Genomic DNA, 22,206 nt, shown 5'->3' on the forward strand with positions numbered 1-22,206 from the left:
GTCGGCTCAAAGACGGCTTGGACGGGCACAGTTCGGTGGTCTGCCGGGCTCGGGTTGGGCCACTTGCGTGGGGCTCGCGCGCTTTGTCCCATTCGTCACTCTGGTTCCATGACCGGAACACCGTAGGTGTTCGATCTTGCGCCGACCCCCATGGTGTTCCCCTCATGAAACGGACGTTACGGATGGTGCGGTGCCGGTGGGCGATTCATGATCATCAGGGCGTGGTGGCCGCTTTCGGGGTGGCTGTGCGACCGTGACGTCCTGATGACCATGAAAGGTCGGGGTCGAACCGCGACGAACCGCATGCAAGCCGCGGCAGACCGCCGAACTGTGCCCGTCCATGCCGTGATTGAGCCGACACGGACGGCATACGAGTGGCCGCGCCAGGAGCCGCGCCAGCCGAACAGGCTTGAAGCTGTCCGCAGGGGAGCGCATTAGGGTGGCTGCTGTGCGGGTTCGGCGGGTCGTGACCACCAGGGCAGGGGGCGCATCGGCCGCGCCCTACCACTCCTTCAACCTCTCGGCGCTGGTCGGCGACGACCCGGCGGCGGTGGTGGCCAACCGTCGCCGGCTGGCCACCGGGGTGGGCCTGCGCCCGGACGACGTGGTGTGGATGCGCCAGGTGCACGGCACCCGGGTGGCCACGGTGACCGAGCCGCCGGGGGAGGACCTCGCCGACACCGACGCCATGGTCACCGACCGCCCGGGCATTGCGCTGGCTGTGCTGGCCGCTGACTGCGTGCCGGTGCTGCTGGCCGACCCGGAGGCCGGGGTGGTCGGCGTGGCGCACGCCGGCCGGGTGGGCGCCCGCAACGGCGTGCTGCCGTCGCTGCTGACCGCCATGGCGGACCTCGGCGCTATGCCCGGGCGGATCGAGGCGCTGCTCGGGCCGGCGGTCTGCGGCCGCTGCTACGAGGTGCCGGCCGAGATGCGCGCCGAGGTACACGCCGCCCTGCCCGGCAGCGGCTGCGCCACCAGCGCCGGCACGCCGGGCCTGGACCTGCGCGCCGGCCTGCGCACCCAGCTGCGCGCGCACGGGGTGACCAGGGTGGACACCGACCCCCGGTGCACGGTTGAGGACCCCACGCTCTACTCGCACCGCCGGGAGGGGCGCACCGGGCGGCTGGCCGCCGTCACCTGGCTGGAGCCGAGGTGACCGACCCGGTCGACGAGCGGCGGGCCGAGCTGGCCGAGGCGCTGGCCGCGGTCCGGGGCCGCATCGCCGCCGCCTGCGCCTCGGCGCACCGGTCGCCGGACGAGGTCGAGCTGCTCGCCGTGACCAAGACCCGGCCGGCCACCGACGCCGCCCTGCTGCTGGAGCTGGGCCTGTGCGCGTTCGGTGAGAACCGGGTGCAGGAGGCCACCGGGAAGGTGGCCGAGCTGGACCGGCTGCGCCCGGGCAACGGCGCGCGCTGGCACCTGGTGGGCCGCCTGCAGCGGAACAAGGCCCGGCCGGTGGCGGCCTGGGCCGCGCGCGTCGAGTCGGTGGACTCCGTGCGGTTGGCCGATGCGCTGGACGGGGCCGCCCGGCGGGCCGTGCAGGGCGGCGAGCGGTCCGCGCCGCTGCCGGTGCTGGTCCAGGTGAGCCTGGACGACGACCCGGCGCGGGGAGGGGTGCCGCCCTCGGGGCTGGACGAGCTGGCCGACCGGGTCGCGGCGGCCGCCGGGCTGCGGCTGGACGGGCTCATGGCGGTCGCCCCGCTGGGCGCCGAACCGGCGCGCGCGTTCGCCGATCTGGCCCGCCTGGCCGAACGATTGCGCTCCCGTCATCCCGACGCGCGGGTGCTGTCCGCCGGCATGACCGCCGATATGGATGAGGCGATCCGATGCGGATCGACCTGTGTGCGTGTCGGTACGGCCCTACTGGGTGAGCGGCGGTTAGCCTCGCCGTAAGCGATGACGGGGTGTCACCGCGGCCGCTAATCCGGTCGGTGACCACCCGTTTCGCATGCACTCGTGTCGGGATGGAGGGGCTGCCAATGAGCACGTTGTATCGGCTCAAGGCGTATTTCGGGATGGTTCCCGCCGAGGACATGGACGCCTATCTCGACTACGACGACGAGCCTGGCTACTACGAGGATCGGCGGCCCGACTACCCCGAGCCGAGGGGTGGCTCGCGGGCGGAATCGGACAGCCGGCTGCCGGAACGGGTGCCTCCGGAGCGGCATTACCCGGACCGGCGATATGAACAGCACCCGACCGAGCGGCGCGCCGCTGATCGCCCGATGGATCGCCAGGTGGACCGCCACCCGGAGCGACTCACTATGGAGCGGCACGCCGAACGGCCATCGCTCGATCCAGTCGGAGCCGGTCACTCGGCGCCCGTGCACGGCGCGTTGGCGATCGAGCCGATGGTCGCCAGCAAGCCGAACCTGGCCGAGGTGCCCCGGCGGGCGCCGTCCGTCGCGGACGCGGAGCCGCTGACCAGCGCCGGTGGCAAGCAGGTGCCGCTGTCGCGCATCACCACCGTGCACCCGCGCAGCTACGACGAGGCACGCACCATCGGCGAGCGGTACCGGGACGGCATTCCGGTGATCATCAACCTGACCGAGCTGGACGACGCGGCGGCGAAGCGGCTGGTGGATTTCGCCGCTGGCCTGGCGTTTGCCCTGCGCGGCTCCATCGACAAGATCACCAGCAGGGTCTTCCTGCTGTCCCCGGTCGGGGTCGAGGTATCCGCCGAAGATCGACGGCGACTTGCGGAACGCGGCTTTTTCGGCCAGGTTTAGCGGTGCCATGAATGTTATAACCGACCGCTTACCCCTCTCCACGCCGGTTACGCAACGTGAGATTTGCCGCGCGGATCTTGGAGACAGGGCTGGACGTGTCGATTATGGTTCTGGTGCTGGTCGCGCTCATACTGATGAAGTTGGTCTGGCACGACCTGATGGACGACCCGTTCGACCCGAGGTTGCTATGAGACGTGAAAAGGGCCTCGGTAGCCCAGGACTGCATGAGGTGATCCGATGCCGCTGACCCCCGCCGACGTGCATAACGTCGCGTTCAGCAAGCCCCCGATCGGCAAGCGGGGCTACAACGAGGACGAGGTGGACGCATTCCTCGACCTCGTCGAGACCGAGCTTGCCAAGCTCATCGAGGAAAACACCGAGCTGCGCGATCAGGTGAACGCCCTGGAGCAGCAGCTGAGCAACGCGCAGAGTGACCTATCCGAGGCCCGCGCCCAGGCCTCCCGTGCTCCCCAGCAACGCCACCCGGTGGACGAGCCCCGGCAGACCGTCACCATGGCGGCCGTGCCGGTGCACACGCCCCCCCCGCCGCCGGTCGGTACGCAGGCCATGCTCGACCCCACCGCGATGGGCGGGGACCACCACGTCCAGGCGGCGAAGGTGCTCGGCCTGGCCCAGGAAATGGCCGACCGGCTGACCGCCGAGGCCAAGACCGAGGCCGACGGCATGCTGAGCGACGCCCGGACCCGCTCCGAGCAGCTGCTCTCCGAGGCCCGGACCAAGTCCGACGGCCTGGTGAACGAGGCGCGGGTGCGCGCCGAGACGATGCTCAACGACGCCCGCACCAGGGCGGAGACGATGGAACGTCAGTCCCGTGAGAAGGCGGCTGCGCTGGTCGGGGAAGCCGAGCGCAAGCACTCCGAGATCATGGGCAGCATCCAGCGCGAGAAGTCCGTGCTCGACAAAAAGATCGACGAGCTGCGTACCTTTGAGCGCGAGTACCGGACCAGGCTCAAGACCTACCTGGAGTCTCAGCTGCGTGATCTCGCAGGTCGGGGCTCCGCCGCTCCTTCGGATGGCCGCACCAGCTCTACCCAGGGCTATGCGCCGACCGGGTATGGGTCTCGGGCTGACGCCGGTAGCTGACGTCTGAGTACCATCGATCTCGGTGGTCGGGTGCCCGACCATGGCACCGCCACTTCGGAGTGAACTGTGTTGCTGCTGGTCCTGATTCTGGTGCTCGCCGCTTTCGGGCTGCTCCTGGTCGCGTTGCTGACCGGGACGGCCGCCTGGGCGTGGATCTCCGTCGTGGTGAGTGTCGCCGCGGCCGGTGCGTTGATCTACGACTGGGCGCAACGGAAATCGGCGGTCAAGAGTGCTGGCCGTGAGCGTGCGGTCAGCGGGCCGATTCCTGGGCCGACCGGCATGGTTGAGCCACCCACTGCCGCCATTCCGGTGATGGGTGGCGCCATGGCGGAGCCGGCGACGGAGGTTTTCCCTGCCATGCGGCCGAACCTCCGTGGCCGACCGCCCGCCGTGGAGAGCCACGAGACCGTGGCGCTCTCTCCGGTGCCGATGCCGCCCGGCTCCGCCGGTCGACCGCCCAGCGCTGAGCCAGATGGGGGCCGTCGAGGCGGTGATTGGTCACCCAGTGTGACGCACGGTCAGCGGGATCACTCGGATTCCATCGATTCGCCGACCACTGCGCTATCGGGTGATGGCACGCCGAATTGGGGCGCCCCCCGACCGGATGACCAGGCGACCACCGCGCTTCGCCCGGTTGGTGACCAGTCGGCCTGGCAGCCCGAGCGCTCGGAGCAGCCGGAGCGGCCGGAGGCCGAGGCGAAATCCGAACGGCCGGAGGCCGAGGCGAAACCTGAGCGCCCCGAGGAGCCCGAGGCGGAGAAGGCGGCCGAGAAACCGGCCGAGCAGCCCGCCGCCGAGGCGTCGGAGGAAGACGACTCCGCGTTCGGCTCGGGTGCCGGCGTGGCCGCCGCCGGAGTCGCCGGGGCCGTTGCCGCCGGTGCCGCGGCGGCGGCGAAGAAACCCGGGGCCGACCAGCCGGAGGACCGGGCCGAGGACGCCGGGGACGACGAGCGGCCCGCCGCTGCTCGGGCGGACGCCGCGGCCGAGGCGCCGCCGGCCAAGGACGCTCCGCCGGCCAAGGAAGCTCCGGTGCCCAAGGAGGCGCCGGCGGCGGCCAGGTCCGAGGAGGCCGAGGACGCCACCTCGGCTCCGGAGCCGGCCAGCGACCCGACCGCGGAACCGGCCCAGGCGCGCGGCGCCGAGCCCCCGGCGGCCGAGCCGCCCGCCGTCCCGGTGCTGGACAGCGCCCCGGACGCGGACAACGCCCGCACCACGGCGATTCCGATCGGCAAGACCCGTCCGCCGGCCGGCGCGGCTCGCCAGCAGCCGCCCGCCGGGCCGCCGCCGGAGCCGGGCGAGGAGCGCCCCGACCCGTCCGCCGCCGCGATCGTCGCCGAGCTGAACGACGACGTCCTGGTGGTGGACGAGCAGCCGCGCTACCACCTGTCTGGCTGCCGGGCACTGGGCGGCAGGGAGACCATCGCGCTGCCGGCCAAGGAGGCCGTCGAGTACGGGTTCACGCCCTGCTCGGTCTGCTCGCCGGTCCGCACGCTGGCCGCCCGAGCCCGCACCTGAACGGCACCGCCGCCCGGAACCTGGTTGGCGGGCGGCGGTATCCTGTGACTACCAGGCGTTGATCCGGCCATCACCGGGGAGCTTCCGGAAGAACGGGCCCTCGGGGCCTCAGTAGAACCGGACGGGTTCGGCCCGTCACCGCCGAGGCACCAATGAGTGGTCGCCGGCATCGCCGGCGGCAAGCGGGGTGGTACCGCGGCCGGGGCAGGCGCCCTGGTTCGTCCCCGTGCGGAGGATGACCAACGCTGCACGAGGAGCACCGCGAGATGGCTTACCCCAGGGTCGACCTGACCGGCTCGGGAGTCCCGGCCCAGCCGTCCTTTCCCGAGCTCGAGCGCAAGGTCCTGTCCTACTGGGAGCGGGACAAGACCTTCCCGGCGTCCGTCGACGCCCGCCCGGCCGGGGAGAACGGCTCCAACGAGTTCGTCTTCTACGACGGACCGCCGTTCGCCAACGGCCTGCCGCACTACGGGCACCTGCTCACCGGTTACGTGAAGGACGTGGTGCCGCGCTACCAGACCATGCGCGGCAAGCACGTGGAGCGCCGCTTCGGCTGGGATACCCACGGCCTGCCCGCCGAGGTGGAGACCGAGCACCAGCTGGGCATCAAGCACAAGTCCGAGATCGAGGAGATGGGCGTCGCGGCGTTCAACGACGCCTGCCGCGCCTCGGTGCTGCGCTACACGCAGGAGTGGCGGGACTACGTCACCCGGCAGGCCCGCTGGGTGGACTTCGACAACGACTACAAGACGCTCGACCTGCCCTACATGGAGAGCGTCATGTGGGCGTTCAAGCGGCTGTGGGACAAGGGCCTGGTCTACTCCGGGTTCCGGGTGCTCTGGTACTGCTGGCGCTGCGAGACCCCGCTGGCCGCCACCGAGACCAAGATGGACGACGTCTACACCGACCGGCAGGACCCGGCGGTCACCGTCGGGTTGAAGCTCACCGCACCGGGCGGTGAGCTGGACGGGGCGCGGATCCTGGTGTGGACCACCACGCCGTGGACGCTGCCGTCCAACCTGGCCGTGGCGGTGCACCCGGACGTGGACTACGCGCTGGTGGAGACCGAGGCCGGAGACCGTTACCTGCTGGCCGAGGCCCGGGTGGCCGCGTACGCCCGCGAGCTGGGCGACGACCCGATCCTGGTCCGCCGGTTCAAGGGTTCCGAGCTGCTCGGACTGTCCTACACCCCGCCGTTCGACTTCTTCCTGGGTAGGGAGAACGCCCACCAGATCCTCGCCGCCGACTACGTGACCACCGAGGACGGCACCGGGGCGGTGCACATCGCGCCGGCCTTCGGTGAGGAGGACAAGGTGGTCACCGACGCCGCCGGCATCGAGGTCGTGGTGCCGGTGGACGCCAAGGGCGAGTTCACCGAGGAGGTGCCGCCCTACGCCGGGGAGCTGGTGTTCGACGCCAACCAGCAGATCATCCGGGACCTGCGCGCCGGGACCCAGCCGTACGTCCTGGGCACCCTGCTGCGCCACGAGACCTACGACCATCCGTACCCGCACTGCTGGCGCTGCGGGAACCCGCTGATCCAGCGCGCGGTGGACGCCTGGTTCGTCCGGGTCACCGAGTTCCGGGACCGGATGGTGGAGCTGAACAAGCAGATCACCTGGGTGCCCGAGCACGTGCGGGACGGCCAGTTCGGCAAGTGGCTGGAGGGCGCGCGGGACTGGAACATCTCCCGCAACCGGTTCTGGGGCAGCCCGATCCCGGTCTGGGTGTCCGACGACCCCCGGTACCCGAGGACGGACGTGTACGGCTCGCTGGACGAGCTGGAGCGCGACTTCGGCGTGCGGCCGACCGACCTGCACCGGCCGGCCATCGACGAGCTGACCAGGCCGAACCCGGACGACCCCACCGGCGGGTCCACCATGCGCCGGGTGCCCGAGGTGCTGGACTGCTGGTTCGAGTCCGGCTCGATGCCGTTTGCCCAGGTGCACTACCCGTTCGAGAACGCGGACTGGTTCGAGCACCACTACCCGGGCGACTTCATCGTCGAGTACAACGGGCAGACCCGAGGCTGGTTCTACACGCTGCACGTGCTGGCCACCGCGCTGTTCGACCGGCCGGCGTTCGACTCGTGCATCGCGCACGGCATCGTGCTCGGGGACGACGGGCTGAAGATGTCCAAGTCCAAGGGTAACTACCCGGACGTCAACGAGGTGTTCGACCGGGACGGCAGCGACGCCATGCGCTGGTTCCTGATGGCCTCGCCCGTGCTGCGCGGCGGCAACCTGATGGTCACCGAGCAGGGCATCCGGGAGGGGGTCCGGCAGGCCATCCTGCCGCTGTGGAACACCTGGTACTTCCTCGCGCTGTACGCCAACGCGGCCGGTGTCACCGGGCGGTGGCGCACCGACTCCACGCACGTGCTGGACCGGTACGTGCTGGCCAAGACCGCCGAGCTGGTGGACGCGGTGACCGGTGTGCAGGACCGGTACGCCATCGCGGACGCCTGCCAGGCGGTGCGCGACCACGCCGAGGTGCTCACCAACTGGTACGTCCGCCGCTCCCGCGAGCGGTTCTGGGCCGGTGACCAGGACGCCATCGACACCCTGCACACGGTGCTCGAGGTGACCTGCCGGGTGGCGGCGCCGCTGCTGCCGCTGACCACCGAGGAGATCTGGCGGGGGCTCACCGGCGAGCGTTCGGTGCACCTGACCGACTGGCCCGCGCCGGGTGAGCTGCCGCACGACGCCGAGCTGGTGGCCGGGATGGACCGGGTGCGCCAGGTGGCGTCGGCGGCGCTGTCCCTGCGCAAGGCGCGCAAGCTGCGGGTGCGCCTGCCGCTGGCCAGCCTGACGGTGGCGGCCACCGACGTGGCGGTGCTGGAGCCGTTCACCGACATCCTGGCCGACGAGGTGAACGTGAAGGACGTGGCGCTGTCCACCGACGTGGCCCGCTACGGCCGGTTCGAGCTCACCGTGAACGCCCGGGTCTGCGGTCCCCGGCTGGGGGGCGACACGCAGAAGGTGATCCGCGCGGTGAAGGCGGGGGAGTGGTCGCAGGAGGCCGACGGCACCGTGTTGGCCGGCGGCATCGAGCTGCTGCCCGGCGAGTTCAGCGAGCGCCTGGTGGCCGCCGACCCGGCCGAGACGGCGGCGCTGCCCGGCAACACCGGCCTGGTGGTGCTGGACACCCGGGTCACTCCGGAGCTGGCCGCCGAGGGCCTGGCCAAGGACGTGGTCCGGCTGGTGCAGCAGGCCCGCCGGGACGCCGGGCTGGACGTGTCCGACCGGATCACTCTGACCCTGGACGCCCCACCCGAGGTCGTGGAGGCGGTCCGCACACACCAGGCCTACCTGGCCGCCGAGGTCCTGGCCAACGAGGTCACCCACGCCCCGGTCACCACCCCCACCTTGGCCGGCACCGTCACCGACGGCGCCCAAGTCCTCATCCACCTAACCCGAGCCTGACCCCCACCCCACCCACCGGCGAGTCGGGGATCCAGGTACGGCGAGTCGGGGATTCGGGTACGGCGAGTCGGGGATCGGGGTACGGCGAGTCGGGGATCGGGGTACGGCGGGTGAAGATCGCGGTGCGGGTCCGTCCCGGCGCCAAGGCCGACAGGGTCGGCGGGCGCTGGGACGGACCGCGTGGCGGCGCGCTGCTGGTCAGCGTGCGGGCCCGCGCGGTGGACGGTCGGGCCAACGACGCCGTGGTCGGCTCGCTGGCCGGCGCCTTCGAGTTGCGCCGGTCCGACGTCGCCATCGTGTCCGGGCACCGGGGCCGGGACAAGGTCGTCGAGCTGGACGGAGACCCCGAGGCCCTGCGCACTCGTCTGGAGCTGTTGCTCGCGTCATGACCACTAGGGCAGCGGGGCGGTCAGCTCGAGGTGCACGCCGTCCGGGTCGCTGAACGACAGGATGGCGATGCCGAACGCGGCCAGTTCGATGATCTCGCCGTGTTCGACCCCGGCCGCGCCGAGCCGCTTCTGGGCGTCCCGCAGGTCGTCCACCGACGGCACGGTGAAGCTCAGGTGGTCCAGCCCGACCCGTTCGGAGTCGAACCGGTCGCCGGGGGCGGCCACCGGCCGCAGGCCGAACAGCATGCCGTTGGTCTGGAACACCACGCCGCCGTAGAGCTGTGCCGGGTCGCTCCGGACGGCCGGGTCGGCGGGATCGCCGGGGGACTCGGCGGCGATCTCGAAGCCCAGTACATCCCGGTAGAAGGCGCGTGACCGGGTCAGGTCGGTCACCGTCAGCCGCACGTGGTGCAGTCCCGTTGTCGCGATCATGCGGATGACCGTACGGAGGAAAGCGGCGCGCTCCCAGCGTCGCATCCGACACGTTTGGTACTGTTCCCGACATGGACGTCGGCGTGTTCGTGGTGGACGGGGTGGCTGACTTCGGGCTGGCCGCCGTCCGCGAGGTGCTGAACACGGCGAACTCGCTGCGCGCCGAGCTGGAGTGCCCGCCGCGCCCCTGGCACGTACGAACCGTGGCCATCGGGGACAGCGCGCTCACCGGGTCGGGCTGCATCGTGCCGGCCACCCCGGTGACCGAGCTCGAGGGTCATTTCGACCTGCTGCTGGTGCCGGCGGTGAACGTGGTGGCGGCGGACGCGCTGGTCGAGCTGGTCAGCTCGCCCAAGCACCGGGCGGCGCTCGAGCTGATCGCCGCCGAGGCGGGCAACGGCATGTACCTCGCCGCCGCGTGCACGGCGACCTTCTTCCTGGCCGAGTCGGGCGTGCTGGACGGCGGCACGGCGACCACCAGCTGGTGGCTGGGTCCGGCGTTCCGGCGCCGGTATCCGGGGGTCGAGCTGCGGATCGACCAGACGCTGTGCCGCAGCGGCCGGGTCACCACCGCCGGCGCCGTGCTGTCCCACCTGGACCTGGCGCTGTCCCTGGTCAATGCGCGCAGCCCGGCGCTGGCCGACCTGGTGGCCCGCTACATGCTGATCGGCAACCGCGTCTCGCAGCTGAACTTTCTGCTGCCCGAGGTGATCGCCCGGGGAGACCCGCTGGTGGTGGCCTTCGACCGGTGGGTACGCGACCACCTGGCCGACTCGTTCCGGATCTCGGCGGCGGCCCGCGACCTCGGCGTCACCGAGCGAACGCTGCAGCGGGCCACCGCCGCCGAGCTGGGCATGGCGCCGAGGGACTTCGTGAACGCGATCCGGCTGGAGCAGGCCGCCGGGTTGCTGCGCGACACCACGCTGACCGTGGACGCGGTGGCCGCCCGGGTGGGCTATCTGAACGGGGCAACTCTGCGCGGGTTGGTCCGCCGCCAGGGGATGGCGATCGCGGACCTCCGGTCCGCCCGGCCGGCCTGGCGCTGACCGTCCGCATCGTCCGTTGCGCCGTGGGGCCAGCACGTTCGTCATCGGGAGCTGTTTCGCGCCACCGCGGCGCCGCCACCATGGGGGTGGGTTGGCGACGGCGAGGGAGCCGGTATGCGGGCAACGGGGACGTCGAGTGGATCCGCCATCGACGAGGCGGGGTTCTCCCGCTTCCACCTGAAGGTGACCGCGTACAGCGCGGGCGGGATGTTCTGCGACGGCTACATGCTGGGCATCGTGGCGCCGGCGCTGGCCGCGTACGGGCGCCAGCACGAGGTGAGTGCGCTGTGGTCGGGCCTGATCGGGGCGTCCGCGCTGATCGGGCTGTTCCTGGGCAGCATCGCGTTCGGCTGGCTCACCGACCGGGTCGGCCGGCAGACCATGTACCTGGCCGACCTGCTGATCTTCGTGGTCGGCTCGCTGGCCCAGGCACTGGTCACCGACGTGGCCTGGCTGTTCGCCCTGCGGCTGCTGCTCGGCGTGGCGATCGGTGCCGACTATGCGATCTCCCCGACGCTGCTCGCCGAGTTCGCCCCGCGCCGGCACCGGGGCTGGATGATGTCCAGCCTGAACGTGGTGTGGACGGTGGGCTACGTCGCCTCCTTCGGCGTGGGTTACCTGCTCAGCGGGTTGGGGTCGGACGCGTGGCGGTGGATGCTGGCCAGCAGTGCGCTGCCCGCGCTGGTGGTTGCGCTGCTCCGGCTGGGCACCCCGGAGTCGCCGCGCTGGCTGGTCCGCCAGGGCCGGGCGGAGGAGGCGCTGCGGGTGCTGCGCACCCACGTGGACCCGCATGCCACCCCGGCCGACCTGGTGGCCGACGCGGAGGAGCGCGCGGACTACCGGTCGCTGTTCCGCGCGGGGCTGCGCCGGCGGGTGATCTTCGGCGGGCTGTTCTGGTTCTGCCAGGTGGTGCCGTACTTCGCCCTCTTCACGTTCCTGCCCGATGTGCTGGCGGCGCTGCGGATCGAGGGCGACCTGGCCCAGTCGGTGCTGGTCAACGTGTTCCTGCTGGCCGGTGCGGTGGTGGGGATGGTGCTGGTGAACCGGGTGAACCGGCGGCCGTTCGTGCTGTGGTCGTTCGGGCTGCTGGCCGCCGTGACCGCCGTGCTCGGGCTGTGGACCGGTGCGCCGCCGCTGGCGGTGGTCGCGCTGTTCGGTTCCTTCGCGTTCGTCGTCTCGGCGGCGCAGTCGCTGGCGCTGGTGTACCCGAGCGAGCTGTTCCCCACCGGGGTGCGGGCCTCCGGGGTCGGCGTGGTGACCGCGTTCAGCCGGATCGGCGCGGCGATCGGCACCTTCCTGTTGCCCCTGGCGGTGGCCGGTCTCGGGGTACATTCGACCACGTTGATCGCCGCCGGGGTACTGCTGCTCGGGCTGCTCGCCTCGGCGGCGTGGGCACCGGAGACCAGGATGCTGACCCTGGGGGATGCCGGCCGGGGGTGACGTGCACGGCGAGGAAGTGCAACCGATCGTGGACGCCCTGGCCGCCCGGCTGGGGCGCTCGGTCGCGGTGGACGACCCGGCGATCCGGCTGATCGCGGCCAGCCGGCACTTCGGTGACGAGGACGCCGTCCGGGTCCGCTCGGTGCTGGACCGGCGGGTGCCGGCCACCATCGTGCGCTGGATCAACCGCCAGGGCGTGGCCGGTTGGACCGTGCCGGGCCGGCTGCCGGAGAACCCCGAGCTGGGCATGCGGCCCCGGATCTGCGCCCCGGTCCGCTGCAACGGCATGCACCTGGGCTATCTGTGGCTGCTCGACCCGGACGGCGGGACCAGCGAGGAGGAGCTGCGCGCGGCCGGCGAGGCGGCCGACGCGGTGGGGATCGCGCTGTACCGGCGGATGTTGCTGGACGAGCGGGAGCGCTCCCACGAGGAGTCAGCCCTGCGGCTGCTGCTCTCCCCGGAGCCGGAGGACCGCCGGAGCGCCGCCGACGAGATCCGGGACACCCGGCTGCTCGCGGACACCCGCCACGCCGCGCTGCTGGTGGTCGAGCTGGACGGCGATCCCTCGGACGTACCGGAGGAAGTACCGGAGGACGTGCCGGAGGCCGTGTCGGCGGCGCTGGAGGCGGCGGTCGCCGAGCTGCGCCGGTCCCGCCCGCCCCGGTCGACCCTGGTTCTGGCCCGGCGGCACCGTGCGGTGGTGGCGCTGTTCGGCGGCCGGCCGATCGGGGAGGCGGAGTTGCTTTCGCCCGCTCGGCGGCTCCGGGAACGGTTCGGTGAGCTGACCGGCGGGCGGGACTGCGTGATCGGGGTGAGCGCCAGCCACCAGGGTGGGGACGCGGTCCTCGCCGGCCACCGGGAGGCCGGCGTGGCGGTGCGCGCGGCCCGCCACCTGCCCATGTTCGGTCGGGTGGCGAGCTGGTCGTCGCTGGGGCCGTTCGCGCTGCTGCTGCGGCTCGATGCCGAGGAGCTGGCCCGGGAGCTGCCGCTGCCCGGGGTGCGCGAGCTGCTCACCGACCACTCCGCGCTGGCCGCCACGGTGGAGGAGTTCCTGGACCGGGCGGGCGACGTGGCCGCCACCTCGGCCGCGCTGCACATCCACCGCACCACGCTCTACCACCGTTTGCGCCGGGTGGAGGCGATCACCGGCCTGCGGCTGGACAGCGGCCTGGACCGGCTGACCCTGCACCTGGCGCTGAAGCTGGCCGGGTTCACCGGGATGGCGTGATCAGCCCATCACGGTGCCCGAGCTGCCCTGGTTCACCGCGCGCTTGCGCGAGTACGCGGACAGGTCGATCTCCAGTCCGGTGTGCGGGCCGACGAACCGGGCCGCCTTCTCGTCGTGTGCCGGAGTGTCGATGATCGCGGCCAGGAACTGGCCGACCACCGGGGCGTTCTTGAACTGGTTGCCGCTGGTCCCGACGGCCACGTAGAAGCCGGGCAGGTCGGTGCGGTCGTAGACCGGGGTCCAGTCGTCGGCCACGTCGTAGACGCCGACCACGCCGCGCGGCCGGTTCGGCACGCCCAGGTCGGGGAACCGCCGGGCCGCCCGGGTCACCTGCGCCTCGAACAGCTCGGCGGTGGGGTGGGGGTGGGCCTGGCCGGGGTCGTCCAGCCACTGCATCGGGTCGCACTCCGGCTCGGTGCCGCCGACCAGTAGACCGCCGTCCGTGTCGGGCCGCAGGTAGGTGCCGAGGTCCAGGTCGGCGAGGCACGGCCCGAGCCCGCCGGGTGGTGCGGGCACGTGGTGCACCTCCTGGCGCATCGGCCGCAGCCCGATGGTGAACTCGGCGCCCACCCCGGCCAGCGCGTTGACCCGCCCCGACCACGGCCCGGCCGCGTTCACCACGACCGGCGCGGCCAGCCGGGTGCCGTCGGCCAGGCGTACCCCTTCGGCTCGTTCGGGTGTCCGGTCCACCCCGGTCACCGCCGTGCCGAGCAGGAACCGGGCGCCGTGGCGTCCGGCGGCGTCGGCCAGGTTGCGCGCGGCCAGCGCCGGGTCGGTCACGTACCCCGCGTCCGGCGTGTACACCGCGCCGAGCCGGCCCGCCGGCTCGGCCCAGAACCGGGCGTCGGTCAGCCGGGCCGGTGGCCAGAACCGCCCGGGGTCGAGGCCGGGTACCCGCTCGGCCAGCGTGTCCGCGTCCCACTCCTGGTACGGCACGCCCGCGCGGTCGAACAGCGGGCGGAACAGCTCGCGGGGCGCCCGCGAGACGTCCAGCATCACCATCCCGGTGCGCTCGAACCGGGCCAGCGGCTCGTGGGCGGGCGCGCCCAGGTAGTCCGCCCAGGACCGCCAGTGGTGCACCGCCTCCCAGGACGAGGCCACGCCGGCCCAGGTGGAGAAGTTGAACCGGATCACCGCACTGGACGCGCTGGTGGAGCCGTGCCCCACGCCGCCCCGGTCGACCACGGTCACCCGGCGTCCGGTGCGGGCCAGCTCCAGCGCGATCGCCGCGCCCATGACCCCCGCGCCGATGACCACCGCGTCCGCGTTCATGCCACCCAGCATCGCCCACCGGGCCGGGGCCGGCATCCGACATCCGATGCCCACCCCGGCCGATCAGCGCTACGCCGGTTTCGGCCGGCATGACGGCCGCGGACTCCCGAGGGTTGCGGTACCTACAGGTTCCCAGTCCCAGAGTCTCTCCGCGCCCCACTGGACGACGAGCGTCAAGGCATCAACGACGACGTGGTACTCGCCGACAGTCTTACCGAGAGCCGCGATTATCGGGTCGGCCGATTGTGACGCCGTGCTGTACGAGACAGTCATATGGGGCGTCCATTCGTGAGATCCGTCGATTAGGCCGGGGCGTCCGGTGACGGTGAGAGTGACTTTTTGAGCTGCATTGAGAATAGGTTTTAATGCACCTGCTGGATGGACCGCCAACATTACCGCTTCGGGGTGGTACAGGATCTTTCCGAGTTTTACCGGTATAGGCTCGACGTGTGAGAGAATTTGTTGAGCGCCTTCTAGCATTTGAATCATCTGTTGCCGCGAGACTTCTTCGGTGGACCCCACAGTGAGAGTGGTCATGTGCAACCACTCATGTGGTGTCATGTGGAACCCTGGAAAACCGGAAAGGATTCGTTGTGCATTAAGTGCGGCTTTCTGTGCCCCTGGATATGTGCGCATGAGTACGTGCCAATAGATGGTGCCTGCACGCGCCCCTGGTTCGGTGCGATTTAGCCACCTGTCGCGCATATGAGAAGGCAGAGGGCTCATGCTGGGTCCTCGGCCAGTGCAGCCAGGTTGAACTCTCGGATCTCTCGGCGAAGTTCAATTGCTGACCTACCGTCGACCACTTTGGAGTGCCGGAGTTGCCGGTCTAGATTTTCCATATAGGCGGTAACCGTGGCGACCCGACGTTCCGATGGCAACGAAAAGACAGGGGTTACCTCGCTTACCGCTTCATCCAGTGATCCTCTCAGCACGTGTGCGATGCCTGCGCCGACGCGGATCTGTGCCCAGTTCGCTGACACCATGGGTTGGCCACCCGCCCAACCTTCGTCAGCAATGGCGGCAGCGTGGAGTGCCGTGTCGGGATCGCCGGTATGGGTGGCAACCGAGAGCGTGAACACCGCCTGTCGTGCAACGGGGAACGACCACGCGGATCGTCCGCTGTCCGGCGCGGCCGAGCTGGCGGCCTCCTCTGCGCGTCGCAGCGCTTCCCTGGCCCTTGGGGCGTCGCCCAGGAGTGCTGCCGCGTTGGCCTCCTGGCTCGCCAGCTGAGTTCGTACTGGCGTTGAGGGGCTGCACCGGAAACCTTGCTGGGCCATGTCCGCTGATTCGACGAAACGATCGGCCCAACGAAGAGTCTTTGCCAGTGCGGTAAATGCCATAGCCGGATTCACCCCGGCTTCCTGGGCGAGGCCCAACGCCGCAACGCCGAATTTTTCGGCGGTGTCGTTTTGCCTGAGATCGCCAAGGAGGAGGCAGGCGTGGGCCAAGAGGGCTGACTGGATTCGGAATATTTCGCGACGTTGACCGAGACGCTGCTTCCCCTCGGCTAAGCTTCGCACTCGGCTATGGAGTCGAAGCACTTCGCTCAAAAGCTGAGAAGCGGGAGCCTGGGTATGCGCCTCGGCGGCGGAGTGAGTGGCCCGATCTAGTTGCCGGATCACTTCGTCGCGCGTACCGGATTCCTTCAGCTCAAGGAAGATCTGGTCGATTTCATCCAGCGAAGCTCCCGTCGAGTCGCTCCTCATCGGCAACCTGAGAACCAGACCGAGGTCAGTTTCGCTCACACCGTATAAATCGACGTATCGTTGACGGTAAAGCAGAATGGGCTGGTTGATTCCACGTTCGTGCTTACGCACCATGTCGGCGGAAACACCTATGTGCTCCGCCACTTGTTCCTGGGTGAGTCCCGCACGTTTGCGAAACGCCGCAAGGCGTGGCTCAAGCTTGGGACGTCGTGGACGCGCCATCTCCCTCCTCCGGGTGAAGGCTCCCTAGGCAGAAACACCTGGTCAAAGCCTACCAACGGTACCTGGCCTGGTTATCGACTTGGGTCAGCTGCACGGATTCCGTGATGGGTTTCGCGATGGGTGAGTTGCTGGGTTTCGTGCCCTGGTAGGCGGCTTCTCGCGATGCGATTCTGATTCGGCGCACCGGCCGGGGCGCATCACCCCGCGAGGCATCTCGGAAGGAGTCGCAGGTGTGGGCGCTGACTACCAGCGGTCGGTGGGTGAGGTATGGGGAGTGAGGTGTTCGGGGTGCACGCCATCCGCTCCGAAGAGATTGCCGCGACGGCCTTGCTGTGCTCGACGTTGCGGAAGGCCGAGCAGTACGCGGAGGATCTCAGCACCGATCCTGGCGTACTCGGCGCGGCCATAACGAAGTACGTGCTCGACCAGCAGGGGCACCGGACGGCGGTCGCGTTGTTCGTGAGCGGTAGGCGGCAGGCTGTCCCGTGGATCTCGGACGACCGGGCGGTCCTGGCGAACGGCTGGCCGCCGAATCGGGCAGTGAAGTGAACGCGGCGCACGATCCCCACCGTCGGTCACACCCCGTAACGTCGATGGGGACACAGTCAAAGTTGGGCCGGGAAGTGTTCCTCGACGTCGACATCAGTCTGGTCAGTCGCATGATCGAACCAGATTGACGTCGACGTCGAGGCAGGCCGGCCAGGTCGCGCCGTCCACGCCGTCGGTCAACCCAAACCAGCGGCAACCACGCAAATCGGCGGCGTAACACGTCCTATGCCGGTTTCTTCATGAAGTCGATCAGTGCGGTCCAGCCCTCCTTGCCCCGGCCGGCGGCCGCCGCCCGGTCGTAGTGCGACTTGACCGCCTCGGGCAGCGCCGAGTCGATGCCCGCCGCGCGGCTGGCCTGCAGGATGTGCAGCGCGGTGGCGCCCATCATCTGGTTGGTGGCCTGGTCGCCGGGGTAGTCGCCGGCGTCGATCTCCGCCGAGGAGACGTCCAGGTACGAGGAGACCGTGTCGAAGTTGTCCTTCGCCCAGGGCAGGAACTCCCGCGCGGTCACCCCGGCCGAGGCGAGCAGCGCGGTGGCGTGCAGGTAGGCGGACAGCGTGGTGAGGAAGATGTCCAGCTGGGCGAGGTAGAACAGCTGCGCACGGCCGACGTCGGCGCCGACGTAGTCGGTGCGGCCGATGCGCCGCAGCGCCGCCTCGTGCCGGCGGAAGTCCTCCTCCGGCCCGCTGTAGAACACGTACGCCCCGTCGACGCCGACCATGTTCTCCGGCACCATCACCCCGCCGGAGACGAACCGGCCGCCCCGCTCGGCCACCCAGGCGGCCGCCTCCCGGGTCACCTCCGGGGTGTCCGAGCTCAGGTTGACCAGGGTCTTCCCGGTCAGCCGGACCCCGTCGGTGTCCAGGATCTGGTACATCGCGGCGTAGTCCGTGAGGCTGAGGATGATCAGTTCGCTGGCCGCGACCGCCTCCGCCGGGGTGGCCGCGCGGGTGGCGCCGTCGGCCACCACGCCGTCCGCCCGGCTGGCGGTGCGGTTCCACACGGTGACCTGGTGGCCGCCGCGCAGCAGTGCCCGGACCATGGCCTGGCCCATCGGGCCCAGGCCGATCAGGGTGACCGGTTCGTTCATCTCGGTTCGCTCCTCCGGTTTCGGTTCGGTGGCATCAGGCTGCCGACCCGCGCGCACGGCCCGCGCACGCTTCGCGCACGGAGAACTGTCGGGCCGGGCGGTTAACGTGGTGAGGTGCGATTTGCCCTGCTCGGACCGCTCGAGGTGACCACGTCGGACGGGCGTGGGGTGGCCGTGGGGGAGCCGAAGGTGCGCGCGCTGCTGGCGGCGCTGTTGGTGCCCGCCGGCCGGCCCGTCCCGGTCCACCGGCTGGTGGCCGACGTGTGGCCGGACGAGCAGCCCGGCAACCCGACCAACACGCTCCAGACCAAGGTGTCCCAGCTGCGCCGGGTGCTGGAGGCGGCCGAGCCGGGGGCGCGGGGGCTGGTCACCCTGGGCCCGGGCGGGTACGCGCTGGCCGTCGGCGCGGACGACGTGGACACCGGGCGGTTCCGCGCGCTGCTGGCCCGGGCCGGAGCGGAGCCGGAGCCGGCCGCCCGGGTCGGGCTGCTGACCGACGCGCTGGCGCTGTGGCGCGGCCCGGCGCTGGCGGAGTTCGCGGACGCGCCGTTCGCCGTGGACGCGGCCCGCCGGCTGGACGCGGAACGGCTGGCCGCCGAGGAGGACCGGGCCGAAGCCCGGCTGGCTCTCGGCCAGCACCACCAGCTGGTCGCCGAGCTGGACCAGCTGGCCGCCCGCCACCCGACGCGGGAACGGCTGGGCGCGGCCAGGGCCACCGCGCTGTACCGGGCCGGCCGCCAGGCCGAGGCCCTGGACGTGCTGGACCGCCTGCGCGCCGATCTCGCCGAGGCGCACGGCCTGGACCCCGGTCCCGAGCTGGCCGCGCTGCGCCAGGCCATCCTGGTGCGCGACCCGGCACTGGCCGCGCCGGGCGCCGGTCCGGTCCGGTTGCCGGCGCCCCTCACCGAGCCGATCGGCCGGGCCGGGGAGATCGAGCAGGTGCGGGGCCTGTTGGCCGAACACCGGGTGGTCACGCTCACCGGTCCCGGCGGGGTGGGCAAGACCACCCTCGCGGTGGCCGCCGCGCGCGGGCTGGCCGACCGGTTCCCGGACGGCATCTGGCTGGTCGAGCTGGCCGAGCTGGGTGCGGGCGAGACGGTCGAGGCGCTGGGCATGGCGGTGGCGGCCACCCTGGGGCTACGCGACACCGCGTGTGGGGGGTCGCTGGACCGGGTCGCCGGCTGCCTCGCCGACCAGCGCGCGCTGCTGGTGCTGGACAACTGTGAGCACGTCATAGACGCGGCCGCCGAGCTGGCGGCGTTGGTCGGTGCGCTGGGTGAACCGAGGGTGCTGGTGACCAGCCGGGAGCCGCTGCGGCTCACCGGCGAGCGGGTGTTCCCGGTGCCCGCGCTGGCGCCCGGGGACGCGGCGGAGCTGTTCGCCGCGCGTGCGTCGGCGGCGGATCCGGGGTGGGTCGCCGGCGCGGCGCAGGCGCGCACGGTCACGGCCATCTGCGCGCGGCTGGACGGGGTGCCTCTGGCCATCGAGCTGGCCGCCGCCCGGGTTCGTGCGCTCGGGTTGCCCGAGCTGCTGAACCGGCTGGACGACCGGTTCGGGCTGCTCACCGACGGCGCCCGCGACCGGCCCGACCGGCAGCGGACGCTGCGCGCGGTGATCGACTGGAGTTGGCGGCTGCTCACCCCGGCCCAGCGGGCCGTGCTGCGCCGGCTGGCGGTGCACCAGGGCGGGTGCACGCTGGAGGCCGCCGAGCGGGTGTGCGCGGGTGGCGAGGTGTCGGCCGGCGAGGTACTGGGCCTCCTGGTCCAACTGGTGGACCGTTCACTGGTCGTGGCGGCGATGGACCCGGCGACCGGCGCGCACCGGTACCGCCTGCTCGAGTCGGTGGCCGCCTACGGCCTGGAGCGGCTGGTCGAGGCCGGCGAGCAGGAAAAAGCGCGCGGGCGTCATCTGGAGCACTACCTGAACCTGGCCCGACGAGGCGACCGTGAGCTGCGCGGGCCGGCGCAGCGGGAGTGGCTGGCCCGGCTGGACGCGGAGCGGGCCAACCTGCGCCGGGCGCTCGACACCGCCGGGAGAGGCGATCTGGCATTCCAGCTGGTCGATGCCCTGGTCTGGTACTGGTTCCTGCGCGGGCGGCTGGGGGAGGCCGAGCGGGCCCTGCACACGGTGCTGGAGGCGCCGGGCGGCTCGGCCGGCGCGCGGGCCCGGGCCCGTACCTGGCGGGCCGGGTTCGCCGTGCTCGGCGACCCGGCCGCGCGGTCCGAGGGGGCGCCGTGGCGGGAGATCGAGGACCCGGCCGAACGGGCGGCGGCGCGCCGGTTCCTGCTCAGCGCGCGCAACACGCTGGGCGAGGTGGCCGCCGGGGACACGGCGCTGGACGAGCTGCTGGCCGAGTTCGAGCGGCTGGGGGACCGGTGGGGCGTGGCGGCGGTGCTGGCCGACCGCTCGCACCGGGCGATCACCCGGGGCGCCCTGGCCGGGGCGAGGCGGGACGCCGAGCGGGCCGACCGGGAGTTCGCCGAGCTGGGCGACCGCTGGGGCCAGTTGCAGGCGCGTTCCGTGCTGGGTTCGCTGGCCGAGGTGGCCGGCGACTACCCGGAGGCCGGCCGCGTGCACGCCGACTGCCTGCGGCTGGCCGAGCAGCTCGGGCTGTGGCCGGACGTCGCCTACCAGCTGTGCTGGCTGGGCCGCATCGCGCTGCTGCGCGGGGAGCCGGAGCGGGCGGAGAAGCTGCACCGGGAGGCGATCGAGGTGGCCGGCCGGCACGGGTTCGTGCCCGGCCGGATGTACGCGGAGACCGGGCTGGCGCTGATCGCCCGCCGGCGCGGGCGGTTCGCGGAGGCACGGCGGCACCTGGAGCGGGTGCGGGAGTGGCACAGCCGGGTGGAGTTCGAACCGGGCAACGCGCTGATCCTGGCCGAGCTGGGCTTCCTGGCCGAGCAGGGGGGCGACGGGGAGGGCGCCCGCCGGCTGCACCTGGCCGGCCTGGACAGCGCGCGCCGAGGGGGCGACCCGAGGGCGGTGGCGCTGGCGCTGGAGGGCCTGGCCGGGGTGGCCGCGCTGGAGCCCGGCCAGCCCGGCGGGGCGGAGCGCGCGGCCACGCTGCTCGGCGCCGCCGAGGCGGCCCGGGAGGGAGCCGGCGCGCCGCTGCCGGTGGCCGAGCGCGGTGACGTGGACCGGATCACCGGCCGGGCCCGCGAGACGCTCGGGCCGGCCCGCTTTGCCGCCGGCCACCGGGCCGGCCGGACGCTGGGCCTGGCCGAGGCGCAGGCGTTGATCGGCGTTACCGTCGGCGGATGAGCAGCACGGCCGCCGACCGGTGGCGAGAGATGCAGGAGGCGCGGGGGATCCCGCCGGAGATCCTGGCGCTGGTGCCGGAGAGCCCCTGGAAGCACGACCCGAAGCACTTCACCGCGCCGGCCGAGCCGCACGACACCCCGTCCCGGGACGCGGCGCTGGCGCTGCTGGACGGCGGTCGCGGTGAGGTGCTGGACGTCGGCTGCGGTGGCGGCAGCGCCTCGCTGGCGGTCGCGGACCGGGCGAAGCTGCTGGTGGGGGTGGACCACAACCCGGGCATGCTGGAGGTGTTCGCCGCCGACTGCGCCGCCCGGGGTCTGGAGCACCGCACCGTGCTGGGCGGGTGGCCCGAAGCCGCCGCCGAGGCGGGCCCCGCCGACGCGGTGCTGTGCCATCACGTCGGGTACAACACGGTGGACTTCCCGCCGTTCCTGCGCGCGCTGACCGGGGCGGCCCGCCGGGGCGTGGTCGTGGAGCTGACCGGCCAGCACCCGATGGCCTGGCTGGACCCCCTGTGGGTGCGCTTCCACGGCCTGCGCCGGCCGGCGCCGGCCACCGCCGACGACGCGGTCGCCGTGCTCGAGGAGCTGGGCATCAGCCCGAGGGTGACCCGCTGGGAGCGGCCGGCCCGGCTGCCCGAGGACCCGGTGTGGGTGGCGCGCCGGCTGTGCCTGCCGGCCGATCGGGTGGACGAGGTGGCGGCGGCGCTGGCCGAGATCCCGCCCCGGCCCCGCGTCACGGTGACGATCACCTGGTAGCGCCTCCGCCGACAACTCTGGATTTCTTGACAAGAAAAAT

The 22,206-nt window shown here is 72.0% G+C and carries 18 protein-coding genes; 13 read left to right on the plus strand and 5 right to left on the minus strand.

Annotation, left to right across the window (positions count from 1 at the left end; all coding sequences use genetic code 11):
- Positions 1 to 448: 448 nt before the first annotated feature.
- The 7 genes from pgeF (at position 449) to ABEB12_RS30360 (ending at position 9,162) form a co-directional block, all read left to right on the plus strand.
- The gene (pgeF, locus tag ABEB12_RS30330; protein WP_185065338.1) at positions 449 to 1,156 is read left to right on the plus strand and encodes a peptidoglycan editing factor PgeF; all 708 of its coding nucleotides are present in this window, start codon (positions 449 to 451) and stop codon (positions 1,154 to 1,156) included.
- Positions 1,153 to 1,893 carry a YggS family pyridoxal phosphate-dependent enzyme gene (locus tag ABEB12_RS30335; RefSeq protein ID WP_185065339.1) on the plus strand — a complete coding sequence of 247 codons (741 nt, stop codon included), beginning with the start codon at positions 1,153 to 1,155 and terminating at the stop codon, positions 1,891 to 1,893. Before pgeF ends, ABEB12_RS30335 begins: the two co-directional genes overlap by 4 nt.
- Before the next feature lie 86 nt (positions 1,894 to 1,979).
- Positions 1,980 to 2,729 (plus strand): cell division protein SepF, encoded by a 750-nt coding sequence (locus tag ABEB12_RS30340; RefSeq protein WP_185065340.1) that lies wholly within the window; start codon positions 1,980 to 1,982, stop codon positions 2,727 to 2,729.
- A 237-nt stretch (positions 2,730 to 2,966) separates the two neighbouring features.
- On the plus strand, positions 2,967 to 3,833 hold the full coding sequence (gene wag31, locus ABEB12_RS30345) for a DivIVA-like cell division protein Wag31 (protein WP_185065341.1): 867 nt from the start codon (positions 2,967 to 2,969) through the stop codon (positions 3,831 to 3,833).
- A gap of 507 nt (positions 3,834 to 4,340) precedes the next feature.
- Positions 4,341 to 5,348, plus strand: a complete 1,008-nt coding sequence (locus ABEB12_RS30350) for a hypothetical protein (RefSeq protein ID WP_185065342.1) — start codon at positions 4,341 to 4,343, stop codon at positions 5,346 to 5,348.
- A gap of 266 nt (positions 5,349 to 5,614) precedes the next feature.
- Positions 5,615 to 8,773: an isoleucine--tRNA ligase gene (gene ileS, locus ABEB12_RS30355; RefSeq protein WP_185065343.1), complete on the plus strand. Its 3,159-nt coding sequence runs from the start codon at positions 5,615 to 5,617 to the stop codon at positions 8,771 to 8,773.
- A 110-nt stretch (positions 8,774 to 8,883) separates the two neighbouring features.
- Entirely contained in the window at positions 8,884 to 9,162 is a 279-nt protein-coding gene (locus ABEB12_RS30360) for a DUF167 family protein (RefSeq protein WP_185065344.1), read from the plus strand.
- 3 nt (positions 9,163 to 9,165) lie between these two features.
- Here the strand turns inward: ABEB12_RS30360 and ABEB12_RS30365 are convergent, their stop codons facing one another.
- A complete protein-coding gene (locus ABEB12_RS30365; RefSeq protein WP_185065345.1) occupies positions 9,166 to 9,594 on the minus strand; it encodes a VOC family protein in 429 nt (142 codons plus the stop codon).
- Between the two features lie 71 nt (positions 9,595 to 9,665).
- Between ABEB12_RS30365 and ABEB12_RS30370 the strand changes: the two genes are divergently transcribed.
- The 3 genes from ABEB12_RS30370 to ABEB12_RS30380 all read left to right on the plus strand — a co-directional run bounded on the left by ABEB12_RS30370 (position 9,666) and on the right by ABEB12_RS30380 (position 13,308).
- On the plus strand, positions 9,666 to 10,640 hold the full coding sequence (locus ABEB12_RS30370) for a helix-turn-helix domain-containing protein (protein WP_185065346.1): 975 nt from the start codon (positions 9,666 to 9,668) through the stop codon (positions 10,638 to 10,640).
- 114 nt (positions 10,641 to 10,754) lie between these two features.
- Positions 10,755 to 12,080 (plus strand): MFS transporter, encoded by a 1,326-nt coding sequence (locus tag ABEB12_RS30375; RefSeq protein ID WP_185065347.1) that lies wholly within the window; start codon positions 10,755 to 10,757, stop codon positions 12,078 to 12,080.
- Positions 12,064 to 13,308, plus strand: coding sequence for a helix-turn-helix domain-containing protein (locus tag ABEB12_RS30380; protein ID WP_185065348.1), 1,245 nt, complete (start codon positions 12,064 to 12,066; stop codon positions 13,306 to 13,308). The genes ABEB12_RS30375 and ABEB12_RS30380 overlap by 17 nt, the downstream gene beginning before the upstream one ends.
- Here ABEB12_RS30380 and ABEB12_RS30385 read toward each other — a convergent pair whose 3' ends face one another.
- The 3 genes from ABEB12_RS30385 to ABEB12_RS30390 are packed head-to-tail and all read right to left on the minus strand — an operon-like array spanning position 13,309 to position 16,511.
- Positions 13,309 to 14,616, minus strand: coding sequence for an NAD(P)/FAD-dependent oxidoreductase (locus tag ABEB12_RS30385; RefSeq protein ID WP_345703272.1), 1,308 nt, complete (start codon positions 14,614 to 14,616; stop codon positions 13,309 to 13,311).
- Between the two features lie 33 nt (positions 14,617 to 14,649).
- Positions 14,650 to 15,306, minus strand: a complete 657-nt coding sequence (locus ABEB12_RS42270; RefSeq protein ID WP_425572287.1) for a 2'-5' RNA ligase family protein — start codon at positions 15,304 to 15,306, stop codon at positions 14,650 to 14,652.
- Positions 15,303 to 16,511, minus strand: coding sequence for a helix-turn-helix domain-containing protein (locus ABEB12_RS30390; protein ID WP_185065350.1), 1,209 nt, complete (start codon positions 16,509 to 16,511; stop codon positions 15,303 to 15,305). The genes ABEB12_RS42270 and ABEB12_RS30390 overlap by 4 nt, the downstream gene beginning before the upstream one ends.
- Before the next feature lie 288 nt (positions 16,512 to 16,799).
- On the opposite strand from ABEB12_RS30390, the gene ABEB12_RS30395 reads away from it, so the two are divergent.
- Positions 16,800 to 17,060, plus strand: a complete 261-nt coding sequence (locus tag ABEB12_RS30395) for a hypothetical protein (protein ID WP_185065351.1) — start codon at positions 16,800 to 16,802, stop codon at positions 17,058 to 17,060.
- 223 nt (positions 17,061 to 17,283) lie between these two features.
- Here ABEB12_RS30395 and ABEB12_RS30400 read toward each other — a convergent pair whose 3' ends face one another.
- Positions 17,284 to 18,150 carry an imine reductase family protein gene (locus ABEB12_RS30400; RefSeq protein WP_185065352.1) on the minus strand — a complete coding sequence of 289 codons (867 nt, stop codon included), beginning with the start codon at positions 18,148 to 18,150 and terminating at the stop codon, positions 17,284 to 17,286.
- 114 nt (positions 18,151 to 18,264) lie between these two features.
- On the opposite strand from ABEB12_RS30400, the gene ABEB12_RS30405 reads away from it, so the two are divergent.
- Both ABEB12_RS30405 and ABEB12_RS30410 read left to right on the plus strand, forming a co-directional pair.
- Entirely contained in the window at positions 18,265 to 21,411 is a 3,147-nt protein-coding gene (locus ABEB12_RS30405) for a BTAD domain-containing putative transcriptional regulator (RefSeq protein ID WP_185065353.1), read from the plus strand.
- On the plus strand, positions 21,408 to 22,166 hold the full coding sequence (locus tag ABEB12_RS30410; RefSeq protein WP_185065354.1) for a methyltransferase domain-containing protein: 759 nt from the start codon (positions 21,408 to 21,410) through the stop codon (positions 22,164 to 22,166). Before ABEB12_RS30405 ends, ABEB12_RS30410 begins: the two co-directional genes overlap by 4 nt.
- Positions 22,167 to 22,206: the final 40 nt, after the last annotated feature.

This window comes from Actinospineispora eucalypti, assembly GCF_039543365.1.
Classification (GTDB): Bacteria; Actinomycetota; Actinomycetes; order Mycobacteriales; family Pseudonocardiaceae; genus Pseudonocardia; species Pseudonocardia eucalypti.

What these genes read in the sequence shown, in the direction of transcription:
- ABEB12_RS30365 (WP_185065345.1), bottom strand. Translation starts at nt 9,594, where the DNA reads ATGATCGCGACAACGGGACTGCACCACGTGCGGCTGACGGTGACCGAC.
- ABEB12_RS30390 (WP_185065350.1), bottom strand. Translation starts at nt 16,511, where the DNA reads ATGGCGCGTCCACGACGTCCCAAGCTTGAGCCACGCCTTGCGGCGTTT.
- ABEB12_RS30370 (WP_185065346.1), top strand. Translation starts at nt 9,666, where the DNA reads ATGGACGTCGGCGTGTTCGTGGTGGACGGGGTGGCTGACTTCGGGCTG.
- ABEB12_RS30380 (WP_185065348.1), top strand. Translation starts at nt 12,064, where the DNA reads ATGCCGGCCGGGGGTGACGTGCACGGCGAGGAAGTGCAACCGATCGTG.
- wag31 (WP_185065341.1), top strand. Translation starts at nt 2,967, where the DNA reads ATGCCGCTGACCCCCGCCGACGTGCATAACGTCGCGTTCAGCAAGCCC.
- ABEB12_RS30410 (WP_185065354.1), top strand. Translation starts at nt 21,408, where the DNA reads ATGAGCAGCACGGCCGCCGACCGGTGGCGAGAGATGCAGGAGGCGCGG.
- ABEB12_RS30375 (WP_185065347.1), top strand. Translation starts at nt 10,755, where the DNA reads ATGCGGGCAACGGGGACGTCGAGTGGATCCGCCATCGACGAGGCGGGG.
- ileS (WP_185065343.1), top strand. Translation starts at nt 5,615, where the DNA reads ATGGCTTACCCCAGGGTCGACCTGACCGGCTCGGGAGTCCCGGCCCAG.
- ABEB12_RS30385 (WP_345703272.1), bottom strand. Translation starts at nt 14,616, where the DNA reads ATGCCGGCCCCGGCCCGGTGGGCGATGCTGGGTGGCATGAACGCGGAC.
- ABEB12_RS42270 (WP_425572287.1), bottom strand. Translation starts at nt 15,306, where the DNA reads ATGAGCCCTCTGCCTTCTCATATGCGCGACAGGTGGCTAAATCGCACC.
- ABEB12_RS30340 (WP_185065340.1), top strand. Translation starts at nt 1,980, where the DNA reads ATGAGCACGTTGTATCGGCTCAAGGCGTATTTCGGGATGGTTCCCGCC.
- ABEB12_RS30400 (WP_185065352.1), bottom strand. Translation starts at nt 18,150, where the DNA reads ATGAACGAACCGGTCACCCTGATCGGCCTGGGCCCGATGGGCCAGGCC.